Genomic DNA, 25557 nt, shown 5'->3' with positions numbered 1-25557 from the left:
GGGCCGGCGATGCGTCAGATCCAGCTGATCCGCTCCAGCACGTTCCTTTCGGCCCTGGCCATGGCGGCCGGCTTCGCGCTGTTCGTGGTCGGCCTGTTCGCATTCATCTACTGGAAGCTCGACAACTATCTGGTCGCGCGATCCGATCGCATGATTACCACCCAGATTCACTTCATCTCAGACCTGTCGCCGGCCCATCGCATCAGCGCGATCGCGGATCATCTCGATCAGGATTCCAGGGGCGTGCAATACGCGGGACTGTTCGATGCCGCGGGCACCCGCCTTGCCGGCAACATCGACCACGTGCCGCGCGAGCTCGGGCTCGATGGAGCGGTGCAGGGCGTGCGCCTCGATCTCATCAAGTCGCCGACGGTGCACAATCCTGTCGTCAGGGTGGTTGGCAAGCGCCTCGACGGCGGCGATGTCCTGGTGGTCGGACGGAATGTCGATGAGACACGCGAGATCTCGAGCGTGGTGGGGCAGGCGCTGGCCCTGGGCCTGCTGCCGGCCTTCAGCCTCTGCCTGCTGGCCGGTGCCTGGCTCAGCCTGCGCGCCCAGAGGCGCGTCGAGGAGGTGAACCAGCGGGTCCAGCGCATCGTGGCCGGCGAGCTGCGCGAGCGGCTTCCGCAGGACGGGACGGACGATCCGTTCGCGCGGCTGGCCGGGATCGTCAACGGCATGCTCGACGAGATGGAGGCGATGATCAATGCGCTCGCCGGCGTCGGCAACGACATCGCCCATGATCTCAGGACGCCGCTCACGCGCGTCCGCCTGGCGCTGGAGCGCGGGCGCTCCCATGCGGCCACTCTGGAGGAGCTGCAGGAGACCATCGACAAAGCCATTGCCGGCATCGACCAGTCGCTCGCGATCGTCACCGCCCTGCTGCGCCTGACCGAGATCGAGAACAACCGCCGCATGGCGGGCTTTGGCGAGGTCGCGCTGGACGAGATTCTGCGGGAGGTGTGCGACGTCTACGAACCCATCGCCGAAGACAAGCGTGTGGGGCTCGGTGTCGTCATCGAGCGCGATGTGCTTGTGTGGGGCGACCGGGACCTGCTGTTCGAGGCGGTCGCCAATCTCGTCGACAATGCCGTCAAGTTCACGCCGTCAGGCGGTCGGGTCGAGCTGGCCCTGGAAGCGGACGACGACACGGCGCTGGTGCGCGTCAGCGACACCGGGCCCGGCATCAGCGAGCAGGAACGCGAGGCGGTGCTGCGGCGGTTCTATCGCTCCGACAAGATGCGCCATACGCCGGGAGTCGGCCTCGGACTGAGCCTGGTCGCCGCCATCGTCAAGCTGCACGGCTTTCGGCTGATCGTCGGTCCCGCCCCTGGTGGACGGATCGAGATCCTTGCCTGGACCGGACGGATGGGCAAGGCCGCCACGCGCCGGACGCGGACATTGCTGCGCGCAGACGCAGACCAGATGGGATGAGCCACATGGTCCACGATGCTTTCGAGATTGATCAGCCGGCCTGGAGTGCGGGAGCGACAGATGCAGACTAGCCACGAAGTGACGAGGATCAATCCCCCTGCGACGCCGGTCGCACCGGTGTCGGCGCCGTTCCTCAGCGCGTATTCCGCGGCCATCGGGCGCTACGACTTCCTTGAGCCCGGTCAGGAGCAGCAGCTTGCACGCCGCTGGCAGCAGACGAGGGACCGAAGCGCAGCAGACGCGCTCGTCACCAGCCATCTCCGGCTCGCGGCCAGGCTGGCGCGAGGCTACAAGGGATACGGCCTTCCGATGGTCGATCTGATTGCCGAGGCTAATCTGGGCCTCGTAATCGCAGCGTCACGCTTCGAACCCGGCCGCGGCGCGCGCTTCTCCACCTATGCGGTCTGGTGGATCAAGGCCGCCATTCACGAATACATCCTGCGGTCCTGGTCCCTCGTCAAGATCGGCACGACGGCCGCGCAGAAGAAGCTGTTTTTCAAGCTCCGCGGCGAGATCAGGAAAGCCACCGGCAGCGCGATGTCGGGGCTCACGCCTGACGTTGCCGAACTGATCGCCGGGAGGCTCGAGGTCACCGCGCGTGAGGTGATCGAGATGGACGCGCGGCTGCATGGCGACATGTCGCTGAACGTGCGCATCGGTGGCGAGGACAGCGGAACCGAGCTGGAAGCCTTGCTGGTCGACGGGGCGGGCGACGCCGAGACGGTGCTGGTCGATCACGAGCAGACCGAGCGGCGTGCCAGCGCCTTGCGTGTTGCGCTCGGTGGGCTTGCGGCGCGGGAACGTCGCGTCTTCGAGGCGCGGCGGCTGACGGAATGCCCCGTCACGCTCGATCGGCTGGCCCACGAACTGTCCATATCCAGCGAACGTGTCAGGCAGATCGAGATGCGCGCCTTTGCCAAGGTCAAGCGCGCCGTGATGCTCGCCGCGCAGGATGCGCAGCGGGGCACCGCATGCAGCGTCTGAATTCGTTTTCATTTGAACGCAGGTCCGGCCGTTCTCACCTGTCCGACGATCCCGCGTAACTCCCTCCAGGCAGACCCCCATGGGAATTGTTCGCTTCGCGCTACGGCTTCCGCACACATTCTATGTGCTTGCCGCGCTGATCCTGTTCCTCGGCGGGATCGCAATCCGGTCGATGCCGACGGATATTTTCCCGGAGATCCGGATCCCCGTGGTCACCGTGATCTGGAGCTACACCGGCCTCTCGACGCCGGAGATGGAGCAGCGCGTCAGCACCTACAGCCAGTATTCGATCAGCGCCAATGTCAGCGGCATCAAGAATATCGAAGCGCAGACCCTCAACGGCCTCTCGATTCAGAAAATCTACTTCCAGCCGGACGTCAATCTCGATCTCGCGATCTCGCAGATCGTCTCGGGGACCAATGCCATCCGCGCCCTGATGCCGCCGGGGATCCAGCCGCCGATCATCGTGCAGTTCAATGCCTCGAGCGTCCCGGTGCTCCAGCTCAGTCTCCAGTCGAACAGCCTGAACGAGCAGCAGCTCTACGATTTCGGCATTTACCGCGTCCGCCAGCAGCTGGCTCCCGTTCCGGGCGTGACCCTGCCCACGCCTGCCGGCGGCAAATACCGCCAGATCATGGTCGACATCGATCCGAACAAGCTCCTGTCGCGCGGATTGACGCCGCTCGACATCGTCAATGCGGTGAACACCCAGAACCTGACGCTGCCGACCGGCACGACCAAGATCGGCGACACCCAGTACACCGTTCGAACCAATGCGACGCCGGCCACGATCCAGGATCTCAACATGATCCCCGTCAAGTTCGTGAACGGGGCCACGATCTTCCTGAAGGACGTCGCCCAGGTCCGCGACGGGGCCCAGGTCCAGCAGAACATCGTGCGCGAGGACGGCCACCGCGCCGTCCTGCTCAGCATCATCAAGAACGGAAATGCCTCCACGCTCGCTGTCGTCAACGGCGTCAAGGCGGCGTTGACGTCTATCCGCGCGGCGGCTCCGGCGGGGCTGAAGATCAACGAGCTGTTCGACCAGTCGATATTCGTGACCCATTCGGTCAATGGCGTGCTGCGCGAAGGTGCGATCGCCGCCGGCCTGACCGCGCTGATGATCTTGGTGTTTCTGGGATCGTGGCGGTCGACGCTGGTCGTCCTGATCTCGATCCCGCTGGCGATGCTGTCTTCGCTGATCGTGCTGTATTTCCTCGGCGAGACCCTCAACACGATGACGCTCGGCGGGCTCGCCCTCGCGGTCGGTATCCTCGTCGACGATTCGACGGTGACGATCGAGAACACGCACCGGCTCTGGACCGAGGAAGGCATGCCGTTGCCCGAGGCGACCCTGCACGGAGCCGCTGAAATCGCCATCCCGACGCTGGTCTCGACGCTCGCGATCAGTTGCGTGTTCACCTCGGTCGTGTTCCTGGAGGGCCCGGCCAAATACCTCTTCACGCCGCTCGGCCTGGCGGTGGTGTTCGCGATGTTGGCGTCCTACGGGCTGTCGCGAACGCTCACGCCGATCACCATCGGCCTGCTGCTGAAGGGCGAACGGCGTCATGGCGAGAGCGCGCGCCCGTCAGGCATCTTTGCGCGCGCCTCCGCTGCGTTCGAGCGCGGGTTCGAGCACCTGCGCGAGGGCTATTCCGATCTCCTGCAAAAGTTGTTGCGGCGTCGTGCCGTCGTGCCCGTCGTCGCCGTGCTTGTGCTGGCGCTCGGAGCCACCATGTTCGCCTATGTCGGCAGGGATTTTTATCCCGTCATCGACGGCGGCCAGATCCAGCTCCATGTTCGCGCGCCAGCGGGTACGCGGATCGAGCGTACGGAAGCGATCTTCCAGGCGGTCGAGGACAAGGTCCGCGAGGTCATTCCGGAAGGCGACCGGGCGTTGATCGTCGACAATATCGGTCTTCCGGCGCGGGCCTACAATCTCGCATTCACCGACGGCTCGACGATCGGAGTGAATGACGGCACCATTCTGGTATCGCTGAAGGATGGGCACAAGCCGACGGCGGATTACGTCAGGAAGTTGCGGCAGGTGCTGCCAGCGGCGTTCCCGGAGGACACCTTTTATTTCCAGGCGGCCGATATCGTCACGCAGATCCTGAACTTCGGGCTTCCCGCGCAGATCGATGTCCGCACGGTCGGTTACGGCAGCAACAATCTGGCCGTGGCCAAGGAGCTGCAGAAGAGCCTCGCGGCGATCCCCGGCGTGGTCGATGCGCATCTGCAGCAGGAGGTCGATGCTCCCGCGTTCTACGCCGACATCGACCGCACCCGCGCCGCACAGCTCGGCCTCAATGCGAGCACGGTGGCGACCAATATCAATGTCAGCCTCAGCTCGTCCGCGCAGGTCTCGCCGAATTTCTGGACGGACCCGACGTCAGGCATCCCCTATTACCTTGCGGTGCAGACACCCGAATACAGGGCTGATTCGCTGAACGCCTTGGGCAACACGCCAGTGTCGGCCTCGGCTGCCGCAAGCGGTCAGACGGTGCCGGGCTTGCTCAGCAATGTCGCGACGTTCAAGCGGGGGACCGTTCCCACCAATTCGAACCAGGCCAATGTCCAGCCGGTGTTCGACGTCTATGCGAGTGTCCAGGGCCGCGATCTCGGCAGCGTAGCGGCCGATATCGAGAAGGTGACGTCAGCCCTGCAGAAGCAGCTCCAGCCAGGCAATTCGATCCAGGTTCTGGGACAGATCCAGAGCATGCATCAGTCGTTCCGCGATCTCGGGATGGGACTGCTGTTCGCCGCTATCCTGGTCTACCTGCTGATGGTCGTGAACTATCAGAATTTTGGCGATCCCTTCGTCGTCATCCTGGCGCTGCCGGCGACATTTTGCGGCATCGTGACGATGCTGTTCATTACCGGGACGACGCTGAACGTGCCATCGCTGATGGGAGCCATCATGGCGATCGGCGTTGCCTCGGCAAATTCCATCCTGCTCGTGACCTTCGCGCGTGACGAGCAGTTGAAGGGGCATTCCGCGTTCCAGGCGGCGCTGAGCGCAGGCCGTACGAGGATCCGGCCCGTCCTGATGACCGCGGCCGCGATGATCGTGGGCATGATCCCGATGGCGATCGGCGGTCCGGGCGAGGAGCAGAACGCGGCGCTCGCGCGGGCGGTCATCGGCGGGCTGCTGTTCGCAACCCCGACCACCCTGCTGATCGTGCCGTATCTCTTCGCCATGCTGCGCAAGAGCAACGATGGCAAGCCTCGGCACGGCGTATTTGAGGAGCAACCGGAATGAGCGACGTTCGCGCAAGAACCGATGACGACGGTGCGAGAGATCGCCCCGGGGCGGAAAACCTCCGGGTTGTGGAGCTGCCGAGCAAGGGCGCACGATCCGGACGCCCTTATGGTGGGGCGCTGCTGGGCGGAGGCCTGCTCCTGCTGCTTGCGGGCGGTCTCGGCATCGGCGGCTGGCGGCACTACGAGGTTGCGCGTCAGGTGGCCGCCGTGGCCGAACAGGTTCGGACCAACATTCCGGAAATTCGGGTGGCGACGGTCAAGCCCAGCGGCGACATCATGAAGGTCAGCCTGCCAGCGACGACGACTGCATTCGAGGCGGCCAACATCTTCGCGCGGACCAGCGGCTACATCGAGAAGCGCCACGTCGATATCGGCGATCGCGTGAAGAAGGGCGATCTCCTCGCGGAAATCACCGCTCCCGAGCTGGATCAGCAGATCGCGCAGGCGCAGGCGACGCTCGCCCAGGACCAGGCTGCGCTTCAGCAGGCGCAAGCCAGCCGGGAGCTGGCCGACGTCACCAACTCGCGCGACAGCAATCTTGTCAAGCAAGGCTGGTTAACGGCACAGCAGGGCGACAACGACCGTCTCACCCTGCGCGCGCAGCAGGGGGCTGTGGGCGTCGCCCAGTCGAACATCACGGCGCAGGAGGCGCAGATTCGCGTTCTCCAGCAAGAGAAGTCCTACCAGCGTGTGGTGGCGCCGTTCGATGGCGTGGTCACGCAGCGGAACGTGGACAATGGCAGCTTGGTGCAAGCCGGCTCCACCTTCATGTTCACGATGATGCATTCCGATGTGGTCCGAACTCAGGTCTTCGTACCGCAGGACGAGGCTTTCGGAGTTGCCCCGGGCGTCGATGCGGACATCCGCGTTCCCGAGATTCCGGGGCGGACGTTTGCGGGCAAGGTCACGCGGATCGCAACCGCGCTGCAGCCGGGGAGCCGAACGCTGCTGACCGAGATCGACGTGCCCAATCCAGATGGTCTGCTCAGTCCCGGCATCTATTGCACCGTCGAACTATCGATACCGCGCAGGACGCCATCAATGACGATCCCGTCCGACGCGCTCGTCTTCGATCAGAATGGCCTCCACGTCGCGGTCGTGCGGAACGGCACGGTCCACTTACAGCAGGTCTCGATCTCCAGGGATTTCGGCACCACGGTGGAAGTGCGCGACGGCGTGCAGCCCGGCGATCAGGTCGTGCTCAATCCTGCGGTCACGCTGGCAGAAGGCAGCAAGGTCACCGTTCGCAAGCTTGAGACGAGCTAGGGACACGAGAGATGATACGGTTCGCGTTTGCAATGATGGTCGCTTTCCTGCTCGGCTTCTCTCCGGGCCAGGCACAAATCGCAACGACCGGCAGCACCGCAATGGATCTGCCGACGGTGCCGGGCGCGATCGTGATCTCGCCGCTCAACAGTCCGGGGCCGTTTTCCGCAACGACTGTGCCGGGTGCTCCGGATACGACGCTGGCGCCCGTTCCGCTGGCGTCGGATCCGGTGACGCCGGGGACAGTGGTCATCTGCGCGCCGCCATCGTCATCGCTGTCGCCCGTGCCGGCGACTCCAGCTGTATCGCCCACGGGTCTTTCGCCTCCGGGCATCGCGGCTCCGATCCTGCCGCTCACGGGACAGAGCGGTAGCTCCATCGGGACGATTCCCGCGGCCGCTCCGGCGGGAACAGGTGCAACAGTGGCCTGCAGTTCAACGCCGGGAGGACAGGTGACCAGCGCTGCGTCTCTGCCGCTTTCGATTTCGCAAGTGCCTGCAAGCCCCGCGCCCGGCACGATCCCGGCGGACGCCAGCAACGCCGGCGGCACGGGCATCGACCCGAACGCCACCGTCGTGCCGAGCCCTAACAGCTCGGCTTGCGCGGAAGGGGTCTCTATGAACCTGGCGGAGCCCGCGACGGTGGTGCCGGCGAACGCCTCAGGCGCTGCGCCGACGCCGGGCGTATCGCCGATCCTGCCGCCGGGATGCTGAGGTGGACTTGCAGGGCTTCCGTGTCACCGCATTCGCCAGTCATATTGCCGGGCGCAACTTGCGGACTTCGGCATCCGGGGGAAGGACGCTTCCACCATCTCTATATTTCCAGTCTACCATGACGGCCTTGTTGCCCCTGACCGCGGTGCGACCGACGAATGTTCCCATCGTGCTTTGATGATCGATCGAACGCCAAATTGCCGGTCCAAACGGTGTATCGAAGCTGACATTGCCAAACCCATCCGCCATCGTTTCGGTATCGAGGCTCCCGAGCCGCTCGATCGGAGCCACGATGGAGCTGATCATGGCGTGACCGACCACGGAGCCCATGGTGGGAGCCTCGCCGTAGCGCGCGGAATAGGCCGACGCGAATGAACTGTTGGCCTGGTCCAGGATCTCGGTCACGGGATAGCCGGTCACGATCCATCCTGTCGGCGCGTCCTCTCCGAGCGGATGGAGATATTCGGGTTCGCCTGTCGTGAACGACACGACATCTCGTCCTTCGAACAGGCCGCGATCCTTTCCCTGCCGGACGAATTTGGTGAGATCGGGCCCGAAGGTGATATTGAGGATCGCCTCGGGATTCTGCTGTGCGAGCGCGTTCACGACCACGCCGGCATCGATGGCAGCCAGCGGCGGCCATTGACTGCCAACGAACGCGACATCGGGGCGACGTTGGCGGAGAAGCTGCATGAACCACTTTACGGCCGACTGCCCGTACTCGTAGTTCGGAGCGATTGTCGCCCATCGTGTCGCCTTGAGTTGAGCGGCCTCCTCAACCAGCATCGCTGCCAGCATGTAGGTCGAGGGGCGGAGCCTGTAGCAATATCGATGTCCCCGCTCCCAGACGAGGGCATCCGTGAGCGGCTCGCTCGCCACGAACAAGACCCGGTTCTGCCGGGCGAAGTCGCTGATCGCGAGGCCGACATTCGACAGATATGCGCCTGCCAGCAGATCGACGTCGTTCCTGCGCACGAGTTCCTCTGCCGCGCGGATCGCGACGCTGGGTTTGCCTTCGTCGTCCCGGCTGACGACCTGCAGCTCGCGACCGAGAAGGCCGCCTTTCGCGTTGACCTGCTCGACCGCCAACTGCCAGCCGCGACGATAGGGCAGGGTGAACGCGGGGGCGCTGCTATAGGAGTTGATCTCGCCGATCCTGATCGGTCGCGTGCCCTGCGCACGGATGATGCCGGGCGAAAACACCGAAGCGCCGATGCCGCCCAAAATCTGTCGTCGAGAGATGTTCATCACGCAAGGTCCGGAAGATGGAGTGAAGGGCAGTGTCGGCCGAAAGGCATCGCAACCTAATGGCAGGTGCAGGATGGGAGCCGGTCGCCGTCGGATGTCGAAAGCGAGATGCCCGGTATTTCAGCCAGAGTGCGGGCAAAGGCGAGTGCGGGAAGGTCAATCTCCTGATCGAACAGCGCGCTCACCGGGCCCACAAGATCAAGGGCCGTCTGCTGACGGTTCGATTTCGCCATGATCCCTGCCCACGCAGCCGCAACTTTCAACTCGTAGAAGCGGCATTGCTGGTCCCTGGCGATGGACAGTCCCTCGGCGAACAGCACCTCGGCTCGCGAAAGATCGGATGGTCCGTTGGCCAGGAGAATCTCGGCCTTGATCCGCAATAGGTCCGCAAGGCACCACAATTGCCGGCCTTGCCGCGACATCGACAAGGCCTCTTCCACCGCGGCCAGGGCCTGCGCAGCCTCGCCGATCGCGAGCAGGCCTTCAGCGAGCGATCCGAGAAACTCGGGATTGCGCATCAGCCATCCGTTCTCGGTCCGCGCCTTCAAACCGCTGCGCAGCAGGGCTATTCCGTCGTGATGCTTGCCTTGCAGAACCAGCAATTGTCCCTTCAGGCAGGATGTCCAACTAGTCCAGAAAGCTATTCCCTCGCGTGTGACGAGTTCGAGAAGAGAGGATATCGCCTGATCGGCAGCGGCAAGATCATGCGTCATCAGCGCGATCGGGCAGACGGCGTTGCGGAGTGCATAGGCGATCGCAAGCTTGTCCTTCTCGCGCTGGGCCTCCTCGAGGCACTCGGCGGCCAGAGATCTGCTCTGGGTGATCCTGCCCTGCAGCAGCAGGACGCGCGCCAACATCGCCTTGGCGAGGACACTCTGGTTCAGCAAAAACCACATCTGGTTCGCACCGCCGTTCAATCCGTGAGCCGAATGGTCCAGGGACAGCGTCAGCTCGCGTCGTGCATCCTCCTGCATTCCAAAGAAATGCGTGGCAGCGCCGATCAGGCGACGGCCTACCGCCTCGTTGGCGGGATTTCCGGTGCGTAGCGCGATCTCGAGGTAGCGTTCGCCAACCTCCTTGGCCGCGGCATATTGGCCCGAGTTGAGATTATAGCTCCACAAGGTCCAGACCGCCTTGAGCTGAAGCTCGAGATCGGACAATTCCTCGGCGAGCACGAGACCGATGCTCAGCGCCGCCTTCATGCGGTCCGCTGTTCCCGCCGTGTTGAGAAGTGCGAAACCCAACGCGACATAGAGCTGCGCCTTGAGCTTCGGAACGCAGGTGAACCCGGGACCGAAATGCGCAAGCGCGTGCTCGATCCGCGTCGAGCATTCCACGAAAGACAGCAACTGCATCCATACCGGAACGAATCCGGCCGTCAGTTCGATTCCAAGCGCGGTCTCTCCACCGGGCGAGAACGCCCAGTCGAGCGCGGCGTGCACGTTGCCGATCTCCTGAGCGAAACGGGAGATGTCGTCGGGAGCGGGAGAGGCATCGCCGAGCGGTGCGATGATCTGCCTGAGAAAGCCGGCCTGCCGCCTTGCCGCCCGCTCGACGAGGCCTGCCTCTGCGAGCTTCTCCAGCGCATAAGCGCGGGTGCTCTCCAGGAGCCGCCATCGTCCCTCGAATGAGGGGTCCAGCGACACCAGCGATTTCCCGACCAGATTGAACAGGGTTTCAATGACGTCCGACCGCGACAGAGTGTCGTCCATCATTGCACTGGCCGCATCGAGCGTGAAGCCGGCCGGAAACACCGCGAGCTGGCAAAGCAGGTGCTGCTTTGCCGGGGTCAAAAGGTCGTAGCTCCAGTCCAGTGTCGCTCGCAGGGTCTGGTGGCGCGGCAACTGGTCGCGGCGGCCGCCATTCAGGAGCTCGAAGCGCTTGTCGAGACGGAGCAGTACGGTATCGACCCCGAGATTGGCGGCCCGGGCCGCGGCAAACTCCAACGCGAGCGGAATGCCGTCGAGGCGGCGACAGATGGCGGCGATCTTCCGGAGTTCCTCCGCGCCCGCAACGAAGGTCGCACGTAGGGCCCGCGTTCGCGCGACGAACAGCTGCACTGCGCTTGCCCGCAGCAGCAAGTCGGGATCGTGCATCTCGGGATCGGGAACCGACAGCGCCGGAATGGCCGCAACATATTCGCCGTCGATGCGGAGACCTTCGCGGCTGGTCGCGAGCACGGTGACGTTCGGACAATAGCGAAGCACGGCACTGGCGATCTGCGCGGCGACTTCGATCACATGCTCGCAATTGTCCAGGACAAGAAGCAGACGGCGGGTTCCGATGGCCTGCGCAATGCTTGCGGCCGAGGCTTCCTTGTCGCTCGAGGCGAGCTTGAGTGCACGGGCGCATGCGGATGCCGCAAGTGCCGCATCCTGCAGGGTCGCAAGTTCGACCAGCGCCACGGAATCGTTGAACGCGGGCGCGACGCTGCGCGCCAGCTCGATTGCCAGCTTCGTCTTTCCGATGCCGCCGGGTCCGACGAGGGTCACTGCCCGATAGGCCGAAAGCACATCGACCAATTGGCTCATGCAATCCTCGCGACCGATGAGAGGCGCGCGGATGCTCGGCAGGTTGTTGGTAAAGGGTGCGTCGGCCGCAATCGTTACCGGCGCGGCCGCAGGGTGCTCCAGATGCCCGCTTCGCCAACTCCCGGCGAGCGTATAGCCGCGGCCCGAAACGGTCTTGAGGAGATTGCGATCCTCGCCGAGTGCCTTGCGGACGGCCGAGATATGGACCTGAAGCGTGTTGTCTTCGACGGTCAGGCCCGACCAGACGCTTCCGATCAGATCATCCTTGGTGACCAGGAGACCCGCGGAGCCGACCAGCCTCTCGAGAACCTCGAACGCGCGGCTTCCGATCGGCACCGTGACGTCGTTGTGCCTCAACTCTCTTCGTTGGCAATCGATATGCCATTGTTCGAAAGAGTAGGTGCGATCAACCGACATAAGGGGGCCCGTGATTCAATTCCGCCGCCGTGATCCGGGGGAAATCACGAGCCCGCCCCTTGAGGTCACCGATCCCTGGCATGGATTTGAAAGCGTCAATGCGGTTGGGTCTCCTACAGGGGAGATCGTCAGCGTGTCAAGAAGGCCCGCTCAGTCGCCGGGGCTTCGTTCATTATCAATGCTGACACCCGACACGTTGGTGATCGATACACGAATTCGTGACGACGTTCGGGCGCGTGTCAGAATGGAAAGGGTCCCTCGGAGGGAACCTGATGCCATCAAAGGAAGCATCATTTACTCGGCATCGCCGAGAATCGTCAGCGCAAGAACTCCGGAGCCCAAATGCTTCCAGGAGACGTGCACCAGTCGCAAGAACGGCGGCCTGGTCGTGAGCCGCCGTCCTTCCTTCCGCCGAGAGGTCAAAATCCGGAACGTTGAGACGATCAACTTCCGGTCGGCGTCAACCGGACTTGCTCCGGTTCGCGAACTCAATAGCCCGAGGTGGGCTCGCAGGGCGGCCGGCGCCAGGGGGCGGTCGCGTACGCACCGACGTCGGGAGCACGGGCGCAGCCGCGCTTGGCGGAGGCCGGCACGCGCTGAGCCGACGCATAAGCCTCGACATTGGTACGCTTCGCGTTGCCTTCGCGGGCCATCGCGGGGGAGGCAATCATGGCCGCGACAACGAATCCGGCCGACAAGAACTTCAGTGTCGTCATCGAACATCTCCTTGAGAAAGCGACGCCAAGAACGCCTCGGCCCGCACCTGAGACATGTGCATGCGTGCGCCGGATCCGCAGTGTCGATCGAACGAACATTTTCCTCTTTGCACGAAGCCGTCGCGGTGCGTTGAATTCATACATCGACGGCTCATCCGACAGGAGGTTCGCGCGCTAGTTTGGTGAGGACGTCGCCTGGTCAGTGCGTCCATCCAGCAGTGGGCCAAACCATTCCCATCTTTCGCCGGTGAAGCGCATCATCCGGAGCTGCTCGATCGGACGAAAGTCCCTCGGTGATGTCTTTATGCGAACACCGGGAATGTAGGCTTCGAGGTCGAGATCGAGATCGGTGGCCACGCGCATGATCCTTTCGTGCGTGAGATCGTCGCCGCAACGCCTGATCACCTCCACGAGTGCACTCGACATGTTGAAGGCCACCAGCGGCCCGCTCTCCGATCGATCTGCCTCCGGATAGTATTTCGCCATGAACGCGCGAAAATGCTGCATGCCCGGATGGCTGTCCCACTGCGGATCAGTCACGTCCATCTGATACCCCGCGCTGAGAATTCCTTTCGCATTGTCCAGTCCGGCGGGCTTCAGCACCGCGCCGACCGAGACCGAGACGTTCGTCACGATGTGGATGGGATGCCAGTCCAGTTCGGCGAGCGTCCTGATCGCCTGCGCGGCGAATTTGGGTGTTGCGATGTCGATGAATATGTCGGGCGCAGCGGCCTTGATCGCGGCGACCTCGGAGTCGATCGTCGGGGTGCTGACCTCATATGATTGGCTGGCAATCACCATTTGCGCGTACTGGTCCTGCAGCACGTCCTTCAGGCCGAGCAGATAGTCGCGTCCAAAGTCGTCGTTCTGGTACAGGATACCGATCCTTGCCCCCGGATGGTGCCGCAGAATGTAGTCCGCATAGATGCGTGCTTCGGTTCGGTAGCTCGGTTGCCAGCCGATGGTCCACGGAAAGTGCTCGGGATCCGCCCAGCGCGATGCTCCGGTGATAACGAACAATTGCGGCACATGCCGGCTATTCATGTATTTCTGGATCGCTGCGTTGCTGACCGTGCCGAACGGAGCGAAGATCGCAAGCACCTCGTCGTCCTCGACGAGCCGTCGCGCTTGCTCGACCGCTTTGGATGGACTGTAGGCGTCGTCGTATGAAATGAAATTGATCTTCCGGCCGTTGATCCCGCCATTGTCGTTGACCATGCGGAAATACGCGCTCATCGTCCTGCCGATGATGCCGTAAGCAGATGCCGGGCCACTGTAGGGCATGATGTTGCCGATCCGGATCTCGGTGTCGCTTGCGCCGGGATCATATCGTGGCTCCGCGGAAGCGCTGCCGACTGCAAGCGCAGCGCAGGAGATGAAGAGCTTTCCCAGGCGCCACGCGTTGCCCGAAATCGAATAACCAGTCCTGCCTGCGATCAAGCGATGCCTCCATGGCGCTGCCGGTCTTTGCACATGCCAACCCTGACGAGGCGTGGCTCGGCCGCGCCCGCTCGAGGCGGCGGACGAGCGCGTGCAGCAGTCGGCGTAGCGACTATAGCGCGGACGGCGCTGCGCGCCCGGTTGCGGATGCTGAAGAACTGTTAAGTTTCGCAGTTTTTGGGTCGGCTATCCGAATCGATGCAATCGGCCCTGCCGCGAAGCCGGCAGGGTGCGCCGCATGGCGCGGTCGCACTCCCGGATTACGGGCACCATCATCCGCACCTGCAGGAAGCAGAATACTGGATTGTGGTATCTCGTCATCGATGCCAGTTGTGGTCGCGAAATTGGCCTATGCCGAAGACGGGCGCGGCACCGCCCGGCCGTTCGAGACCCATTCGCCCGGCGGGCGTCAGTGCGCCGCCATTCAGCACGTCGCGATCGGGGTACATCGATGCAAAGGCTGCCGGCTCCTGATCAGCGAAAGACCAGGCTGCGGACGCCGACGATATCGTTGCCGTTGAGAGTAGCGCCGCTGCGATTAGAATCTTGAATACACTCATAGCGATTCTCCATTGTTTGCTCCGTGCGGAGAGTCGCTTGGCGATGATCGCTGCTCGGCTGGTGGCGTTTCCGAAGTTTTTTTGATGAAAATGATCTAGGTCGTCGGAGCGGAAAGTCCCGGTGGATCTGCATCACTCCTGCGGGAAGAGTCTGTCACGCTTGTCAGGATTCTCGCGCGTTTGTGCGTAGTCAAACGCGTCCGGTGTCCGTTTCTGGGAGGCGGATAGTTTGAATACCTGGAGTGTGAGCAATGAAATCATTTGCTGTTGTTTGCGTCCTCGCCTGCGTCGCGCTTTCGGGCACCGCGTCCGCCCGAGGCGGCATGGGATCGCATATGTCGATGGAGAGCGGCGGTGCGCTCGGGACGAGCGCCGCCGCGCCGGGCACGAACTCGCTGGGCACTGCGCTTTCGTCGTCCGACGGCGGTGGTCACGCGATGAAGGGGCCGTTGCTTGGCACAGACCAGACCATCGACAAGGAAGATGCCCGGCTTGAGAAGATGCTGGAAGGATCGATCTGCCGCGGCTGCTGAACGGCGCGCATTGCGAGACAGGGGCCGGCGGCCGCGCCGCCCGGCTACCTGTGTCTTTCGACGGGGTTGGTGGTAAGCTGGACTGAAAATGACGAAACCGCTTGGGGCTGTCCCAATGATGGCTGAGCCGGGCCAGCGTCCCGTCTACATTTGCGCGGAATGGGAAATCGATCTTGCCAGACGCGAATTGCGCTCGAACGGCGAACTCGTTCCGTTGGGGGGGCGTGCCTTTGAGATTCTTGCGGAATTGGTTCAGGCGCAGGGCCAGCTCGTCACCAGGGACGACCTGAAGGAGCGGGTCTGGCGGGGCGTCTTTGTCGAGGAGAGTGCACTTCGCGTGCATATCGCTGCGATCCGAAAGGCGCTCGGTTCCGACCGCGACATGTTGTCAACCAGCGTTGGCCGCGGTTATCGTTTGCTGGGAGCATGGCGGGTTCAGCATACGGACACCCCGCTACAATCTGCCGCAACCGGCCTGCTGCCGTCGATCAACATTCCCAGCGCATCATTCAATCTCATCGGCCGAACGGCTGCGATCGCACATTTGTGGCGGCTTCTGTCGGCCTATCGCATCGTGAGCCTGGTCGGGCCTGGCGGCATCGGAAAGACGTCGCTCGCGCTAGAGGTCGCCAGAACGCCGCCGCCCGGCTTTGTGGCTGACCGGTTGCTGGTCGAGCTGGCCCCACTGTCCGATCCGAAGCTCGTCTGCTCGGTCATCGCCAGTGTCCTCGGCACCAAGCTCGAGGGCGAGGAGATCTCACCTGATGCCATCGCGCGCGCGATCGGCTCTCGGCCATTGCTGCTCATTCTCGACAATTGCGAACATGTCATCGACGCCGTGGCGCAGGTGGCCGAGTTGGTTGTCAGCCACTGTGCGGGGACGGTCATTGTTGCGACAAGCCGGGAGGCGCTGCGTATCGAGGGGGAACATGTCTACCGCGTACCTCCTCTGGGCGTACCGCCTGAAACCTGGCACGAGCCCACTGACGCTTCTGCGTATAGCGCAGTGGAATTGTTCACGAGCAGAGCGAAGGCGCTGGGTTCGAGTTTTGTACCCGACGAGGAGAACATCGGCGCCATCGCATCCATCTGCCGCCGGCTCGACGGCATTCCGCTGGCGATCGAGTTTGCGGCGGCGCGCGCAGTCATGCTTAGCCCGCCGAAGATCGCGTCACTTCTCGATGACAGGTTCAAATTCCTGACGACCGGCCGGCGCACGGCGTTGCCGCGGCAGCAAACGCTACGCGCAACGCTCGACTGGAGCTACGACCTCTTGCCGGACGACGAGGCGTGGCTGCTCCGGCAGCTCGGCATATTCGCCGGCGAGTTCCAGCTCGATGCAGTGATTGCTGTTGCTGGCGAGAACATCGGCGATGTGACCGGCCAGCTTGCCAGGCTGGTGGCAAAGTCGCTCGTTCTCGCGGATATTTGCGGCGACAGCCCGCATTATCGTCTGCTGGATACGACGCGTGCCTATGCATTGGAGAAGCTGCGTGCCGGCGGAGAACATCCCGGCGCAGCCTACCGCCAGGCGAAATACTACTGCGGATTCTTTGCCAGCGCCGAAGCCGACAGCGAAGTGAGGCCGCAGGCGGAGTGGCTCACCCTCTATGGCCGACACATCGACAACGTGCGAACTAGTCTCGATTGGGCCTTCTCCCCCGGCGGGGACTCGCAAGTCGGGGCCGCCCTGACGGCGGCCGCGGTCCCGCTCTGGGTGCAATTGTCGCTGCTCGCCGAATGCCGCGAGCGGACCGAACTCGCTTTGGCGCGCCTCGATCCGTCGGCTGCAAACGCGCCGCGACTTCGGATGCAGCTGTCGGCCGCGCGCGGCTGGTCACTGATGTACGGTGTTGGCAGGGCCCGGGAGGCCGGTCCCGCCTGGGCTGCGACCCTACAGCTCGCCGAGCAGCTCGGTGACAGGGATTACCTGCTGCGCGCGCTGTGGGGGCTCTGCATCGATCAGTTCAATAACGGCGAATTCCACAAGGCGCTTGAATTTGCTAATCGCTTCGCGGAGGTCGTGGCCGATTCCGGCAATCCCGTCGATCGCATGATGGCCGACCGCCTTCTCGCAACCACGCTGCATTATCGCGGCGACCAGCGGCTCGCCTATCATCATATCGGCCGAACCCTGTCGCGGCTCTCGGAACTTGCGGCAAAGCCGCAGGTCATTCGTTTCCGGTTCGACCTGCGGGTCTCGACGCGCTATTTCCAGGCGCGGATCCTGTGGTTGCTCGGCCTCGCGGATCAGGCCTTGAGCGTCGTCGAGCACAACGTCGAGGAAGGCCGGACCAGTGGTCACGCACTCACGTTTTGCAGCGTCCTCGGCCAGGGTGCCTGCCCGATTGCGTTCCTGGCCGGCGATCTCGACGCCGCCGAGCGCTATTGTACGATGCTGCTCGAACACACCGAGCGACATCCGATCCGCCTGTGGAATCTGTGGGCGCGCGCCTTCAGAGGAATGCTGATCTCGCGCCGGGGTGACCTCGCGACCGGATTGCCCCTGCTGCGCAAGACGTTTGAGCTCGCGGGCGAGGCGCGCCACCTGCCGCGCTTTCTGTTTCCCCTCGGTGAACTCGCGGTATGTCTCGGCGACGCCGGCGAGGTATCGCAGGGGCTTGCGACCGCCGACGAGGCGCTCGCGCGATGCGAGGCCAGGGACGAGGGGTGGTACGTCGCCGAACTCTGGCGCATCAAGGGCGAATTGCTGCTGCTTCCCGGCGAGCACCGCTCGGCGATCGCCGCCGCGCAGGCCTTCGACAGGGCATTCGAGGTGGCGCGGAGCCAGGGCGCCTTGGCTTGGGAGCTGAGAACGGCGATCAGTGTGGCACGATTGAAAGTGAGCGAGGGGCATCCGGCCGATGCACGCCGTGTTCTCGCGTCCGCATATGGCAAGTTCACTGAAGGTTTCGAGACGGCGGACCTCCGCGACGCGCGTGCAATGCTGGCGAAGCTCGGATCGTAGGTCCTAGATGCCCCGGGAGCGGCATCCGATTCAACCAATCGGATGCCGGTGCAGCCTCGGCGAGCACCGCATCGGTCGGGGCAAAGGGCGCTTATGGATCAGGAGAGGGTCATTTGGCCGCAGACGCGTACGGGCGCGCCGGATTCAGCTCGGCAAGCAACGCTCTCGCCATCTTGAGGCTGCGCGTATCGAAGCCCTCGGTAAATCGCAGATAGACGGACGCAAGCATATCGTGCGCCTCCTGGCAGCGACCGCCTCGCTGCCATAGTCTCGCAAACCCGATCGCCGCGCGAAGCTCATAGCCCAGCGCTCCTTGATGACGAGCGAGGTCGAGCGCCTGCACGAAGCTCATCTCCGCCTGCGAAAGATCCGGATTGCTCTTGTGCATCAGCGCTTCAGCCCTTGCGCGCAGCATGTCGGGCATCTCCATCATGAAGTTGCAGTGCCGGGCCTGGACAATCGCCTGATCAATGGTGTCGAGGGCTTCGTCACCGTGACCTGTAGCCGACAAGGCATCGGCGAGGGACATGCGCAACCCTGCGACCGCACCGAAGCTCTGGCTCTGCAGCTTGTCGATCGAGCCTTTCAGCATAGCGAGCCCGATGCCGGTCTCGCTTCGGGCCAGCAGCGTAATCCCCTTCATCGCCTCGCCGACCATCTGGAGAATGGCGAGGTTGTGCCTTCGAGCCTCCACGACGAGCCTGTCGATGTGTTCTTCGCAATCCGCCAGATCGCCATTCCAGAAGAAGACGTCGAATGCCCATGCTAACGCTCGGCAGAACATGACCGGATGGTTCGTCGCGATCACGTCGGAGATCGCCCGGCGCACCATTTGCGCTGCTTGATCCGGATATCCCTGAAGCCAGAGGACGCGCGCAAGGGTGATTTGAGCGCGTTTAGGGTATTCGAGGGTGAGGCCGCTAAGGATGTCCCCATCCATGCCCGGATGACGCAACGCCGCTTCGATGTATGAGCGGGACTCAACGAACCTGCCGAGATATTGGTAGGAGATGCTGAGCAACACGCGCATGCGCGCGACGGCAATGGGATCGTTGCTGGTCAGCGCAACGGCTTCGCCGCGTTTGGCGGTGGCCAGTACCTCATCATATCTGCCGACGAACAATTGCAGCAGGTGCAACTGGTCGATCAAACGGATCTGCCCTTGCACGTCGCCGATCTTCTCGGTCAGTTCAAGCGCCCGGTTGAGATGATTAACGCCCACTCCGTCGAGCCGTCCCGTGAGCATGCGGGCGGCGCCCAGCGCAGTGTGAAGGACGAGACCCTGCCTGATGCTTCCATTGGTTTCATCCAGTGCTTCGATGGCGCGAGTGACCCAGAGTTCGCATTCCGCCAGGAGCGACAGCTTGAAAAACAGCGGAATCGATGCCGCAGCGAGCGCCACGCCGATTTTGCGGTCTCCCTGATCGGAGAAGCACCACGTCAGCGCGGCGCGGACGTTACCGAGCTCCTCGGCAACCGCCGAAAGGTCTCGGTTCGCTTCGCTGCCGATCCTTTCAAGGAGACCGCGAAAGTAGCAGGCGTGACGTCGCGAGATCGCGCCAGCGTCCCCGCTGGCGACAAGTTTCTCTTGCGCGTACGCCCGGGTCGAGTCGGCAAGGCGGTAGCGGGTTGGTTGCGAGCCGGTGTTCAGTGTAAGCATCGACTTGGCAACGAGGCCGTCGATGATCGCCAGGATCGTGTCGTCGTCCTCCGTGGCCGCGGCAATCGATCGGGCGGCGTCCAGGGTCATGCCGCCGACGAACACCGACAGCCGGCCGAGAATCACGCGCTCCGGTTCGGATAGAAGATTGTAGCTCCATTCGATGGTTGCGCGCAGCGTCCGGTGTCGGGGCAGTGCCGTGCGTCGCCCCTCCCACAGCAAATTGAGGTGCTGATCGAGGAGCTGGACCATCGCCCTCGCGCCGTATGCGCCCACATGGCCGGCGGTGAGTTCGATGGCAAGCGGGATGCCGTCGAGCCGACGGCAGAGGTTGCCGACGTCCGGGGCGTTCGCATCCGTCAGCGTGAACTCGCCGCCTCCTGCAGTCGCACGCTCCACGAAGAGTTTCACGGATGGGTAAGCGAGGGCGTTCGCGGCCGTCAGAACGGCCTTCTCCGGCGGGCTCGGGAGCGGCGGGAGACGGTATGTGAACTCGCCTTCGACGCGCAGCAACTCCCGGCTCGTGGTCAGGATGTGCAGCTCCGGGGCCGCCTGGTAGAGCCGCTCGGCCAGCGCCGCCGTTGCTTCGATGACATGCTCGCAGCAGTCCAGAATGAGCAGCATGCGCCTGTCGCGCAGGAATGCCGCCAGGCTGCTCGCCGGATCATTCGATCGCGCCGGCAGTCCAAGTGACGATGCGACGATCGCCGGCACCGGAGCGGCGTTGCCGGTTTCGCCGAGACCGATGAAGTGGACATGTCCGGCGAATTCCGCGAGCAGGGCGTGGCCCGCGGAAATGACGACCGTGGTCTTGCCGATGCCGCCGGGGCCGACAACCGTGACGAAGCGGTGGGCTCTCAGACTTTCCGAGATGTCCTGAATGGTATGCTCACGCCCCACCATCTGCCGGGGATGCGCCGGCAAATTGTGGACATAAGTCGGATTGGTCGACGCAGCTTGCCTCTGTTTGGGGCGTGAGACCGCGGCGACGAAGCAGTAGCCCTGGCCGGAGACCGTGCTCAGATATCTGGCGCCGGCATCGCCGTCTCCGAGTGCTTTGCGGAGTGCGGCGATATGGACACGCAGGCTGTTTTCCTCGACGTTGGCGCCCGGCCATGTCGTGGCTATCAGATCCGTCTTGCTGACGACGTTGCCGGCCTGCCGGACCAGCGCGAGCAGGATGTTGAACGCACGATCCGATAATCGGAGCGGGCTCCCGTTTCGTTCAATCCGCCGCTGCGAGAGGTCGAGGCGAAACGGCCCGAAGAGAAAGATCTCATGGGCGGACTCGTCTTGAGCGGAGCGGCCGGCTTGGGCCATCATGTCGTTGCTTTGCCAGCGGGGGACCATTTTCGGATATCAACCCGGCGCACGACTCGTCACGTTCTATGACTTGGAAGCACACCAAGACGTGTGAACGCAGTGGCCCTTAAACGGTAACATCCGGTAGTTTCGGGGTAAAGCATCGGGCTCTATCACTTTCGTCTGAGGCTTGGATGTGCGGCGCCACGATGCGCGCCTTATCCGATCAATGTCGGCTTGAGAATGTCTTCCAGTCCGATCCGGCGGAGCAGTTCCGCGCGGACGCTGTCGGCGACGGTGTCGACGGCTGCAGCCCCGTCGTCGTCCGGACCGAAATGAACGCGTAGCGGACGCTGTCCGAATGGCATATCGACGATATCGGCTATGGCGGTCGCGACGTCTTGCGGAGTTCGATCCTTCGCCGGAAGCTGCCCAAGTGCCGACAGCGCGATCTCGCTCAAATCGGCCGTCGGACCATCCGCGTATTCCTCTGCCCGAACGGTGTCCAGCGGCCGGCCGGAGCGAATGTAGTGGCCGGGCCCGAGCGCGCTGGGAACGACGATGGTTGTCTCGACACCCCAACGCGCGAGCTCGCCGGCATAGCCGAGCGCTAGCGCATCCAGGGCAGCCTTTGAGGAAGCATAGGCGCCCAGGAAAGGAACCGAGCCGCCTCGCGCGCTGCTCGACGAGACCCATATCAGCAGGCCATGACCCTGCTTGCGCAACTGTGGCAACGCGGCCCGATTGAGCCGTTGCGCACTCAGCACGTTGGTGTCGTAGAGTTCGGCAAGCTGGGCCGGTGTGAAGGCCTCCGCCGGCCCGTAGAGGACCTGGCGGGCATTGTGCACGATCACGTCGAGGCGGTTGTTCTCAGCGACGATGGCGTCGATAGCCGAGTTGACGGAGGCTTCCGAGGAGACGTCGAACGCGATGGTTCGGAGGTCCGCGCCACGCTTGCCGTCCTCGGCTCCGCCATCCGCGCCGCCGTGCTCATCCACTTCCGGCATTGAAACGTAGACCGTGTGGCCGGCCTGTGCCAATTTCCTGCAGGTGCTTCGTCCGATGCCGTTCGCAGCTCCTGTGACGATGATCACTTTGCCCATTCGAATCCCAATCGCATTCCACCTTCCGCAAAGACGCCAGCGCCATCGCGACACGTTCGTCGTTTGGCGATTGATCCCTGGCCTTGTGCGAAGAGTTCCTGAAATACAGCCGGGCGCAAGACGGGTCTTTCGAGCCCGGCGGCTGATTTCCAGATCGCACGAAATATTTCGAGAAAGCCCGAAAGCGGATGAGGACGGGTCTCCCGCGGGCCGGGCAGGCTCGAACGTGCCTTCGCGAAATTGGCGTTGGCTTTCAGAAGATCGCGGCTGTGGCCGCCGGCTACAAGAGCCGCTCGGCAGAACGGGCCGTGTGACGCGTCTGTGTCAGCTCGCTCGTTACGAGGAGAAGCGATGAATCAATCAGGCAAACTGCCGCGTTCGGGACTCGGACCGCTCGTGTTGATAGCGGCCATCCTCGGAGGCGGGGCTGCGGCGTTCGCGTACACTGCGGGCTGGCTCTCGCCCGGGCGCCTGACGCCGGAGCAGATGATTGCGGCGCTGACGCCTCCGAGCGGCGCACCGCTCGGGCACCGGCGAAATCATGCGAAGGGGATCTGCTTCACCGGCATCTTCGAGGCCAACGGAAACGGCGTAGAACTTTCGCGGGCCAAGGTCTTCGAACGCGGCACGTATCCGGCGCTGGGTCGCTTCAATCTCGGCACTGCGGATCCGAACGCCGTGGATGCAACTGTCCGTGTGCGCGGTTTGGGATTGCAGATCGCCGCAGCGGATGGCGAAGAGTGGCGGATGGCCCTGATCAACCCGCCGTTCTTTGCAGTGTCCACGCCGCGGGCGTTTCACGACCTGTTGATCGCATCCGCCGAGAAGGAGCCGGAGGCGATGAAGATTTTCATCCACGCAAATCCGGAATTTGCCGCCTTCGCGACCTGGGCGAAGACGGCGCCCTGGACCACCAGCTATGCGGAGGAGCCTTACCACGGGCTCAACAGTTTCATCTTCACGAACGCGAAGGGCGGGGAGCACGCGGTGCGATGGTCGCTGCTGCCCACTGTGCAGCCCGTTCCGGTTTCGCAAGCCGAGCTGGAAAAGCGCGGTCCGGATTTTCTCGAGCAAGAGATAGTGGAGCGAATCAGGACCGCCGGCCCGCAGCGCTGGACCATGGTTACGACGGTCGCAGATCCCGGCGATCCGATCGCGGACCCGAGCAGGCCCTGGCCCGAGGGGCGCCGTAAGGTGCAGCTCGGAACGCTTGCCGTGCAGCGGATCGAACCCGAGCGGGATGGACCCTGCCGCGACATCAACTTCGATCCGACCGTGCTGCCGCGGGGAATCCGGCTGTCGGACGATCCTTTCCCGGCCGCGCGCTCGTCGGTCTACCGCAAGTCCTACGATTTGCGTGCGGCCGAAGCCGGCGACTATCCGCGAACCGAGTCGGCGAGGCCATGAGCAACGCTCCGCATCGTTTCGCCCTGATCCAGCGGCTGCTGCACTGGCTGATGGCAGCCTGTATCGTTGCCATGTTCTTCATCGGCGTCGGCATGGTGTCCACCGTGGCGCCGAAGTACTTGCCGCTCATCCTGATCCACAAGACGCTCGGCGTCACGCTTCTGGTCCTCGTTGTGATCAGGCTGGCGCTGCGGCTCCATTACGGCGCGCCGCCGTTGCCGGCAGATCTTCCGCCGGCGATCAAGCTGGGAGCAAGATTGTCGCATCGGCTCCTCTATGGCTTCATGATCGTCATGCCGTTGCTGGGTCTCGGCATGCTTTGGGCTGCGGCTTATCCAGTCGTCCTGTATGGCGGGATTCGAATTCCGGCGTTGCTGCCGCAGAGCGACCGCGTGCACACATTGCTATGGAATGCTCATTTTTACCTGGGCTTCGCGTTCTTTGCCCTCGTGCTACTGCATCTGGCGGCGGCGCTGTTCCACGCTTTGGTTCGCCGCGACGGCGTGTTCGGGACGATCGCACCCTTTCGACTGCGGAACAGGACGACGCCGGCGGAATGAGTGCTTCGCGTGCCGGCGAAATCCGCACCTCAAATTTCTAAACCTCCAGCAAGGATGACGACAATGACCAAAGCAGATCTCCAAAGCCCGACGGATCTCGGGGCCAATGCGAACCGGGACGTTCCAGCCGCGCTGAGAGCGCTGCTGGCTGATGTCTTCGCGCTGTACCTGAAGACCAAGAACTTCCACTGGCACGTGTCGGGTAGGCACTTTCGCGACTACCACCTCATGCTCGACGAGCAGGCCGAGCAGATCTTTGCCATGACCGACGACATTGCCGAGCGGGCACGCAAGATCGGCGGAACCACGCTGCGCTCGATCGGCCAGATCGCGCGCGAGCAGCGCATTCTCGACAACGACGCCGATTATGTCGAGCCGCAGGACATGCTGGCCGAGCTGCGCAGCGACAATCAGCAACTGACGCGGGAAATGCGCCGGGTCCACGAGCTCTGCGACGAATACGGCGATGTCGCGACCGCAAGCCTGCTGGAAAACTGGATCGACGAGACGGAGCGGCGGATCTGGTTCTTGTACGAGACCGGCCGCGACGGCCCGAACTCGTAAGCACCTGGCATGGGATGCGGCCGCAAAGCGAAGCGGGCCGCCGCGCAGCGACGACGCGGAAGCGAGGGAGATCCTCGCGTCCGCGTATTGCTGTCTGATCGTCTTCGCATTGATCGACCAGGGCGCACGCCGCCTACCCGTCGGTCGTGAATCCCGCAGCAGCGTTTCACATCGTGCGGATGAAACAATGGCGCTGCATCCTCGAAAGATGACTGGACGCGGATCTCTATAGGCTTGACCGCATCCATGACCGGCAGGCCGGTCATACGTACAAGGGTCAAGCCATGACGGATATGTCGAACTCGAAGGCGTCGCTCGGAAGGGCCGTTCACGCGATCAGCGGAAAATGGGGCTGGTTCGTTGCGCTGGGGGTCGGTGAACTGATCCTCGGCGGCATTGCGTCGGCCAATCTGATGGCAGCAAGCCTCGCTTCCGTGCTCGTCATCGGCGTCACCATGGCAGTCGCCGGGATCTTCCAGATCGTGCATGCCTGTTCGGTGCACGGCCTGCGCGGCTTCCTGTTCTGGCTGCTCGCCGGAATCGTCTATGCCGCTGCCGGAGCCGTCATTCTCTATGATCCGCTGCTCGCGTCGTTCACGCTGTCGCTCGTGGTGTGCGCCTTCCTCGTCGTTGCCGGTGCGACACGGATTTGGGCAGGTTTCCATATCCGGCCGGCGGCGGGCTGGCGCTGGGTCGTGGCAGCCGGCGTTGTGACGTTCTGCGTCGGCGCCATGCTGATTGCGGTCTTGCCCGCCGTCGGCCTGTGGCTGCTCGGTGCGATGCTGGTCGTCGATCTGGTCTTCCAGGGTTGGGGCTTTATTGCATTCGGGCTCGCGCTCAGAAGCCGGGCCTCGCGGCATTCGGCCGAACCGGCGGCGGTGTGAGCC

General features: G+C 63.6%; 17 protein-coding genes. 11 read left to right on the top strand and 6 right to left on the bottom strand.

Translation table 11 applies throughout. From position 1 onward, the window contains the following. The first annotated feature begins 9 nt into the window (after positions 1–9). The 5 genes from FXB41_RS09705 (at position 10) to FXB41_RS09685 (ending at position 7661) form a co-directional block, all read left to right on the top strand. Positions 10–1434 (top strand): sensor histidine kinase, encoded by a 1425-nt coding sequence (locus tag FXB41_RS09705; protein ID WP_219681616.1) that lies wholly within the window; start codon positions 10–12, stop codon positions 1432–1434. A 60-nt stretch (positions 1435–1494) separates the two neighbouring features. Beyond that, complete coding sequence (gene rpoH, locus FXB41_RS09700) at positions 1495–2418, top strand: RNA polymerase sigma factor RpoH (RefSeq protein WP_219681615.1); 924 nt, start codon at positions 1495–1497, stop codon at positions 2416–2418. 79 nt (positions 2419–2497) lie between these two features. Further along, entirely contained in the window at positions 2498–5680 is a 3183-nt protein-coding gene (locus FXB41_RS09695) for an efflux RND transporter permease subunit (RefSeq protein ID WP_007596100.1), read from the top strand. Then, positions 5677–6948, top strand: coding sequence for an efflux RND transporter periplasmic adaptor subunit (locus FXB41_RS09690; RefSeq protein WP_219681614.1), 1272 nt, complete (start codon positions 5677–5679; stop codon positions 6946–6948). The genes FXB41_RS09695 and FXB41_RS09690 overlap by 4 nt, the downstream gene beginning before the upstream one ends. Before the next feature lie 11 nt (positions 6949–6959). Next, positions 6960–7661, top strand: a complete 702-nt coding sequence (locus tag FXB41_RS09685; RefSeq protein WP_007596098.1) for a hypothetical protein — start codon at positions 6960–6962, stop codon at positions 7659–7661. 39 nt (positions 7662–7700) lie between these two features. On the opposite strand, the gene FXB41_RS09680 is transcribed toward FXB41_RS09685, so the two are convergent. The 4 genes from FXB41_RS09680 to FXB41_RS09665 form a co-directional block, all read right to left on the bottom strand. Next, on the bottom strand, positions 7701–8909 hold the full coding sequence (locus FXB41_RS09680; protein WP_219681613.1) for an ABC transporter substrate-binding protein: 1209 nt from the start codon (positions 8907–8909) through the stop codon (positions 7701–7703). A gap of 56 nt (positions 8910–8965) precedes the next feature. Beyond that, on the bottom strand, positions 8966–11797 hold the full coding sequence (locus FXB41_RS09675) for an ATP-binding protein (protein WP_246648723.1): 2832 nt from the start codon (positions 11795–11797) through the stop codon (positions 8966–8968). Positions 11798–12345: 548 nt separating this feature from the next. Further along, entirely contained in the window at positions 12346–12573 is a 228-nt protein-coding gene (locus FXB41_RS09670) for a hypothetical protein (RefSeq protein WP_219681611.1), read from the bottom strand. A 174-nt stretch (positions 12574–12747) separates the two neighbouring features. Then, positions 12748–14013 (bottom strand): ABC transporter substrate-binding protein, encoded by a 1266-nt coding sequence (locus FXB41_RS09665; protein ID WP_007596093.1) that lies wholly within the window; start codon positions 14011–14013, stop codon positions 12748–12750. Positions 14014–14824: 811 nt separating this feature from the next. Here FXB41_RS09665 and FXB41_RS09660 point away from each other — a divergent pair. Together FXB41_RS09660 and FXB41_RS09655 are read left to right on the top strand one after the other, a co-directional pair. Then, entirely contained in the window at positions 14825–15106 is a 282-nt protein-coding gene (locus FXB41_RS09660; RefSeq protein WP_007596089.1) for a hypothetical protein, read from the top strand. Between the two features lie 115 nt (positions 15107–15221). Next, entirely contained in the window at positions 15222–18074 is a 2853-nt protein-coding gene (locus tag FXB41_RS09655) for an ATP-binding protein (protein WP_246648722.1), read from the top strand. A 109-nt stretch (positions 18075–18183) separates the two neighbouring features. Here FXB41_RS09655 and FXB41_RS09650 read toward each other — a convergent pair whose 3' ends face one another. Then, positions 18184–21057 carry an ATP-binding protein gene (locus tag FXB41_RS09650; protein WP_246648721.1) on the bottom strand — a complete coding sequence of 958 codons (2874 nt, stop codon included), beginning with the start codon at positions 21055–21057 and terminating at the stop codon, positions 18184–18186. Positions 21058–21254: 197 nt separating this feature from the next. Next, positions 21255–22139 (bottom strand): SDR family NAD(P)-dependent oxidoreductase, encoded by an 885-nt coding sequence (locus FXB41_RS09645; RefSeq protein ID WP_007596085.1) that lies wholly within the window; start codon positions 22137–22139, stop codon positions 21255–21257. A gap of 351 nt (positions 22140–22490) precedes the next feature. Here FXB41_RS09645 and FXB41_RS09640 point away from each other — a divergent pair, with 351 nt between their 5' ends. The 4 genes from FXB41_RS09640 (at position 22491) to FXB41_RS09625 (ending at position 25554) form a co-directional block, all read left to right on the top strand. Continuing rightward, entirely contained in the window at positions 22491–23546 is a 1056-nt protein-coding gene (locus tag FXB41_RS09640) for a catalase family peroxidase (RefSeq protein ID WP_219681607.1), read from the top strand. Then, positions 23543–24106 carry a cytochrome b gene (locus FXB41_RS09635; protein WP_007596080.1) on the top strand — a complete coding sequence of 188 codons (564 nt, stop codon included), beginning with the start codon at positions 23543–23545 and terminating at the stop codon, positions 24104–24106. Before FXB41_RS09640 ends, FXB41_RS09635 begins: the two co-directional genes overlap by 4 nt. A gap of 63 nt (positions 24107–24169) precedes the next feature. Then, complete coding sequence (locus FXB41_RS09630; RefSeq protein WP_007596078.1) at positions 24170–24670, top strand: Dps family protein; 501 nt, start codon at positions 24170–24172, stop codon at positions 24668–24670. 284 nt (positions 24671–24954) lie between these two features. Then, on the top strand, positions 24955–25554 hold the full coding sequence (locus FXB41_RS09625) for an HdeD family acid-resistance protein (RefSeq protein WP_219681605.1): 600 nt from the start codon (positions 24955–24957) through the stop codon (positions 25552–25554). The last annotated feature ends 3 nt before the right edge of the window (positions 25555–25557 follow it).

It is taken from the genome of Bradyrhizobium canariense (assembly GCF_019402665.1).
Classification (GTDB): domain Bacteria; phylum Pseudomonadota; class Alphaproteobacteria; order Rhizobiales; family Xanthobacteraceae; genus Bradyrhizobium; species Bradyrhizobium canariense.
Note: the sequence above shows the minus strand (reverse complement) of the source record. Positions and strands in the feature narration are given on the sequence as shown.